This is a genomic window from uncultured Phenylobacterium sp., from assembly GCF_902826855.1.
Classification (GTDB): domain Bacteria; phylum Pseudomonadota; class Alphaproteobacteria; order Caulobacterales; family Caulobacteraceae; genus Phenylobacterium.
In genome coordinates, this window is sequence record NZ_CADEGK010000188.1 from 1 (window position 1) to 5,236 (window position 5,236).

5 protein-coding genes and 1 pseudogene are annotated in these 5,236 nt (G+C 64.9%); 2 read left to right on the forward strand and 4 right to left on the reverse strand.

Annotated elements, in window-relative coordinates; all coding sequences use genetic code 11:
* From QZV94_RS19995 to QZV94_RS25260, 4 genes are all read right to left on the reverse strand, one after another.
* A partial coding sequence (locus QZV94_RS19995) for an MBL fold metallo-hydrolase (protein ID WP_293680962.1) occupies nt 1–388 on the reverse strand: 388 nt, incomplete at its 3' end.
* 106 nt (nt 389–494) lie between these two features.
* Nucleotides 495–1,769 carry a hypothetical protein gene (locus QZV94_RS20000; RefSeq protein WP_293680964.1) on the reverse strand — a complete coding sequence of 425 codons (1,275 nt, stop codon included), beginning with the start codon at nt 1,767–1,769 and terminating at the stop codon, nt 495–497.
* Complete coding sequence (locus tag QZV94_RS20005; protein WP_293680966.1) at nt 1,766–2,344, reverse strand: hypothetical protein; 579 nt, start codon at nt 2,342–2,344, stop codon at nt 1,766–1,768. Before QZV94_RS20005 ends, QZV94_RS20000 begins: the two co-directional genes overlap by 4 nt.
* Nucleotides 2,304–2,522, reverse strand: coding sequence for a DUF2933 domain-containing protein (locus QZV94_RS25260; RefSeq protein ID WP_367254941.1), 219 nt, complete (start codon nt 2,520–2,522; stop codon nt 2,304–2,306). The genes QZV94_RS20005 and QZV94_RS25260 overlap by 41 nt, the downstream gene beginning before the upstream one ends.
* A gap of 790 nt (nt 2,523–3,312) precedes the next feature.
* On the opposite strand from QZV94_RS25260, the pseudogene QZV94_RS25265 reads away from it, so the two are divergent.
* Nucleotides 3,313–3,660: pseudogene (locus tag QZV94_RS25265) on the forward strand (Arm DNA-binding domain-containing protein); the annotation flags it as partial.
* A gap of 57 nt (nt 3,661–3,717) precedes the next feature.
* On the forward strand, nt 3,718–4,794 hold the full coding sequence (locus QZV94_RS20010) for a site-specific integrase (protein ID WP_293680968.1): 1,077 nt from the start codon (nt 3,718–3,720) through the stop codon (nt 4,792–4,794).
* The last annotated feature ends 442 nt before the right edge of the window (nt 4,795–5,236 follow it).

Consider the following 5,236-nt stretch of genomic DNA (forward strand, 5'->3'; position numbering starts at 1 on the left):
TTCCGTACAGCGGGAGTGCGGGTTGGTGCTTCGAGAATCCATGCCGGTTCGCGAACTCGGCGTCGCTCTCCTGGATCTTGGCGCTGTCCAGCAGCAGTAGCTCCGCCAGGTCCGCGGTCGCCGCCGAACAATAGATCGGACCTCGGTAACCCTCGCGGACCAGCCGCGGCAGGTAGCCGGAGTGGTCGAGGTGAGCATGCGTCAGCACAACCGCGTCGATGGAGTCCGGATCGCGTGAGAACGGCGCCCAGTTCTGGAGGCGCAAAGCCTTCAGGCCCTGGAACAGGCCGCAATCGACGAGGAGGCTTCGGCCGCCAAGCTCCAGGAGATGCTTCGAGCCGGTCACGGTCCCCGCGCCGCCCAGCGATGTCAGCGTCAGTTTGGCCATGAGCCCTCCGATCCCTACCAAGAATACGCGCGTCGACGGCGCCGCCCTTGCCCAAGATCAAAGCTGGGCGAGACGCCAGTTTGCCGCCGAGCCCCGAGAGGACGGGTCAGGTCACGAAAACGGGCGCGAACCCTCCGCCAGGCGTGCGGAAATTGGTCGTCTGGCCTTGATACACCCGTGCGGCCGCCAGCAGCGACGCCCCCTGGTAGGTGTAGAGCCGCACGTCGAGCTTCAGCGACTTGATCTCGCCGTCGATCTTGATCCGCCGTTCGGTCGGCGCGGCCAGTTCCTGGGCGATATAGCCGCCTCGCTGAACCTCCTCCCAGACGCCGCGGGTCATCTTGTCGCCCCGGTAGACCGCCTTTCCGCCGTGACCGCCCGCGGGCTTGAAGAAGTACCCCTTGCGGGCCGACCACAGCTCGTCCGCGTTGCCCGCTGTCACAGCGCGGGTTCGCGGCACCGCCGTGAGGCTCTGCCGCTGGTGGGGTGTCATCTGCCACTTCCGGGCGTTGGCCGCGTCGGACAGCAGCGTCAGGTTACGTTTGTCGGCGAAGAGTGCGTGGTTGCGCGGGTTGGGGGTCAGAACCACAGCGCCGGCGAGGTAGGCTTCACGCAGGGCTTCATGCCCTGGCGCGTCCAGCGAGAAATCGACCAGGCGATTGTAGACGATGTCGATCCGCACTCCGTCCTGGACCAGATAGCCGCCCGCGAATTGCAACTCCGCCGGGTCGACGATCCTCGCGGCCAGGCCATGACGTTCGAAGAAGCGTTGAGCCAGTAGGAACTCCGGAAACAGGTACTGTTCGGACGGCCGGTCATCGACGATGGCCAACATGCGCGGTTCCGCCGTCCGGCCCTGCAACCGCCATTCCGCGAGGAACATGCGCCAGACGGCAAACTCGAAGTCCGCCACCGGCGCCGCCAGCATCGCATCCTCTGCTTCGCGACAGCACGCGCCCTGGGCGCGGGCGAGAAGGGCGTTCAGGAAGGCGCCGCCGGCGTTGGTGTTTACCTCGATAAGCTGCGGTCCAAGATCCCCAAGGTGGAAATCGTAGCCCATGAAGGCCCCGCGCGGCCCAAAGTCATGTCGCGCAATGGCCGGCGCCCACTCCAGCACCTCCTGTTGGTAGCCAGGGTCCACCCCCGCCGCCTCAACCGCGGAGACAACGTCCAGCATCGCCTTGAGATCGGACCGGGCCAGGAACACAGGCATCCCCGCGAACAGGTGCGGCCGGGCGGCAAGCAGGGCCGCAGCCAGGTCCGGATTTGGCGCTTCGGCCCGAATCGCGGCCTGCAGCTTGGCGCTGTCCAAGGTGACGCAGAAGCACTCCCTATTGAGCACCGCGTCGCGGGCGTCGGCTGCGAGTTCGTCACCGGTCATGCGAGCCCTCCTCGGGGGTCGACCCGCTCTGAGCCGCTCGCATGGGCGGCCGACGCGAGAGCGCCCGAGCAAACCAGCACGGGCAAAATCAAAACCCAACGGAAGTCCGAGCCCAGCGCGAAATTCACCGCGCACATCACCGCCACGGACAAGGCTCCGGCGAACCCGAACAGGACAATCTCGCGCGCGTCCACGGCTTCTCGGCGCGCAAGACGTAGGGCAACTGCGGCCAAAAGCATGCCCAACGCAGCCATTTGCCCACCGAGAACCAGGAAGATGAGGTCCAACCACCGCTCAAGTCCGGGCGGTTCCATCATTCGGCTGGGGGCGTTCGCGCCGAGAAAGCGGAGGTCTTCGGGCAGGAGCGGCGGCCGGAACGCCGCGAAGTACGCGCCGAGGCCCATCTGGTAGGCCGCCCAGACGCCAAACAGTGCAGCGGCGGCCTGACGAAACCGGGCGCGCAGGGCCGCCCCGCCGCGCCCCAGGTCGGGTGCGCGCTGCGAACGCGCGGGTCGTCCGACTTGGGCGGGTGTTTCACCCAGTGCGGGGCTGCTGGCGGCTTTGCGCGTCGTCACTACCGTGTCCTCCGTGACCCTTATGCATGAACAGATGCATCAGCGGACAGGCGAGAAAGAGCAGGTAGGGGGCAAAGCCCAGAGCGTGTCCCCAATGATCGCGCAGCAGCCAGAATGCTGCGGCGGACGCCAGAGCCACCAGCGTCATCAGAGCGAACCCTTTCGTCCTTGAGGTCATGACAACTCCTTGCCGCTGCTTGGCGCGGCTCAAGTGGGGTGCGGGCTGCGGGCTCGAGGCGCTCGGTCCGATGGCGATGAGAGGATCCTTTGAGGGTGACGTTCCACCTCAATGGCGCCGCCCACCTTGATCATCATCAAACTGAATCCGGCCCTCTACTGCAGCCTCTACCTTGGGCTCCGTGTCGAAGGAAATTTGCGGTCGCGGAGGAAGTGGCAAATGGCACGCTGGACGTCGGGTGGGGCTACCGTTCGCGCTTCGCATGGCGGCGAGCCAAGCCGAATAGCTGAGGAGACCATCGTAAGGTCGCGCCGCGTCTGCGGCCATTGGGGGTCGCAATCGGCCGGGCTTCCCGGTCAGCCCGCCGCACAGGCGCGCCTGGGAGCGAGGGCAATTCGGCCGGAATCGCGCGTCGAACGAGATAGCAAGATGGCGAGCCGCAGCGTGTGAACGGCGGAGTTCTCCAAGTGTTTCCGCCCAAACCCCAACCTAAACCCCAACTTAATGCGTATTCTAGGTTGGGGCAGCCCCGACGGGGGAGGTTAGACGACTGGTTTTGTTAGGAAAATTGGCGCGCCCGGAACGATTCGAACGTCCGACCCTCAGATTCGTAGATCGCTAATGGTGAAACAAGCAGAAACCGCCTGAAACGACAAATCACAATATTTTCAACCACTTATGAGTTGCGTGCCTTTTCAAGATGATGCAAATTTAGGCAAGAAAACACCGCATCTTGTGACCCCGATGTGACCCCAGATGTTTGGGTCACAAAACGGGCGGGCTGGAGAAAGTGCCTAAGCGCTCGGACCGAAACCTGACGGCGGCCTTCTGTCGGAGCGCCAAGCCTGAGGTCAAGACGACCCCCGCGGGTCCCAAGGCGGCGCGCGTCGCCTACCCCGACAGCGACGTCCGGGGGCTGGAGCTTCGGGTCGCCACCTCAGGCGAGAAGTCGTGGTCCTTCCGATATCGCGACAAGATCACCGACAGGCAGAGCCGGGTCACGCTTGGGCTCTACGACCCGACGGTGGATGACCAGCCAGGCGTCGCGGAAGTGACACGACGCCTGACGCTGCAAGGCGCCCGTGTAGCGGCGCGCCTTCTCCGCGCCAAGGTCGACGCTGGCGACAATCCCGCGGCTGAGCGGCGACGCGCACGAAGCACCGCCAAAGCGCAACCGATCAAGACCATGTCCGACTTGGCGAAGGCCTACTTCCAGGCCTGCGAGACCGGAACACATCGGAGCGGTCGCGGCCGTAAGAAGGCTCCCAGCACACTCACCACCGAACGCTGGCTGTGGGCGAAGCACGCGGAGCCGCAGGTGGGATCCGATGCGGTTGAAGATATCACCCGTGGCCGCATCCGGACGCTGCTGAAGGACATCTTCGAAACCTCCGGCGGCCAGGCGAACCGTGTGCGCGCGCTCCTCTCGCAGATGTTCAACTTCGCGATCAGCGAGGAGCGGGTGGTCATCAATCCCGTCACCCACGTGGCCCGGGTGTCGGAAGCTTCAGCAAGAACCCGGACGCTGGCCGACACCGAAATGAAGACGCTGTGGGGTGCACTCCAGAACAGCGACGAGCTCGTCATCCGGGACAAGAAGGCGGGCGACAAGGTGCTCATCAGTCGGACCGTCCGCATCGCGATCGAACTGGCGATGTTCACACTGCAGCGGCGTGCTGAAGTCTCTGGAATGCGCCGGGTCGAACTCGATCTCGACCGCAAGACCTGGCTCATCCCCGCCGAACGCACGAAGGGTCGGGCGGAACATCTTGTGCCGCTCTCCGACAGGGCGGTGGACCTGATCGAGGAGGCTCTGCGGCTTCAGGCGACCCGAAAGAAGGGGGTGAGCGAGTTCATATTCCCCTCACCTCAGTCCAACGACGCCATCGAGCCCGCCGCTCTCAGCCATGCCATGGCTGATCTGACCGCCGCGCTCGACCTCGACGATGTCCGGCTGCACGACTTGCGCCGTACGGGGGCGACGGGCATCGCCGCGCTCGGGGTTCCGCCCTACATCGTTTCCAAGGTCCTGGCCCATAAGGATGGCGGGGGCGGCGCCGCGATCACGGCGCGGCACTACAATCTCTACGCCTACGCGACAGAGAAGCGCGACGCGCTCGATCGTTGGTCAACGCAGTTGGAGACGCTGCTCGGACTCGGGCAATCAAACCCGGGGCCTAAGGACCAAGACCCCAAGCCATCAAGCACGGCGGCAATGGGTAGTCTCCAGCCGGCAGCGGAGCGGCTCTGGACCGACTTGGTCGAGGCATAGGAAACGCTAAGACGCGCGAGCGCAGGACCATGGCGGCAAGCATGGCGCCGCGCGAAGTCTGCGGCTCACCTGGACCGAACGTGGCGGTCCGCCTGTGGGTCCGTCGCGCCGTCGCCGTCCGCGATCTCGACCGGTGCCGGGCGGGCGTTGTTCTTCACCCCTTGAGAGGCTATTTTGGGGCGTGTTGGTTCACTAGGCCCGTCGGGATGACGCTCAACGCGCCGCGGCGCTGGTGGCGCGTTCGATCACACAGCTCTGCAAGGCAGACTATCGAGACGACGCGAGGGCCCTCGCACAGTGGCTTAGCGACAAGACCGCGGCCAACTTCCGACGATGGCTTGCAGATCCTGAGCTGAGTGTGTTCGTGGTCGAGGGAGATAAAGCGAATCTGCTAGGCGTGGGTATGGTCAGGAATACGGGCATTGTCGAGCTGAACTATGTG

Bases quoted from the DNA above. Each gene is read 5' to 3' on its own strand.
- QZV94_RS20000 (WP_293680964.1), bottom strand. From the start codon at position 1,769: ATGACCGGTGACGAACTCGCAGCCGACGCCCGCGACGCGGTGCTCAAT.
- QZV94_RS25260 (WP_367254941.1), bottom strand. From the start codon at position 2,522: ATGACCTCAAGGACGAAAGGGTTCGCTCTGATGACGCTGGTGGCTCTG.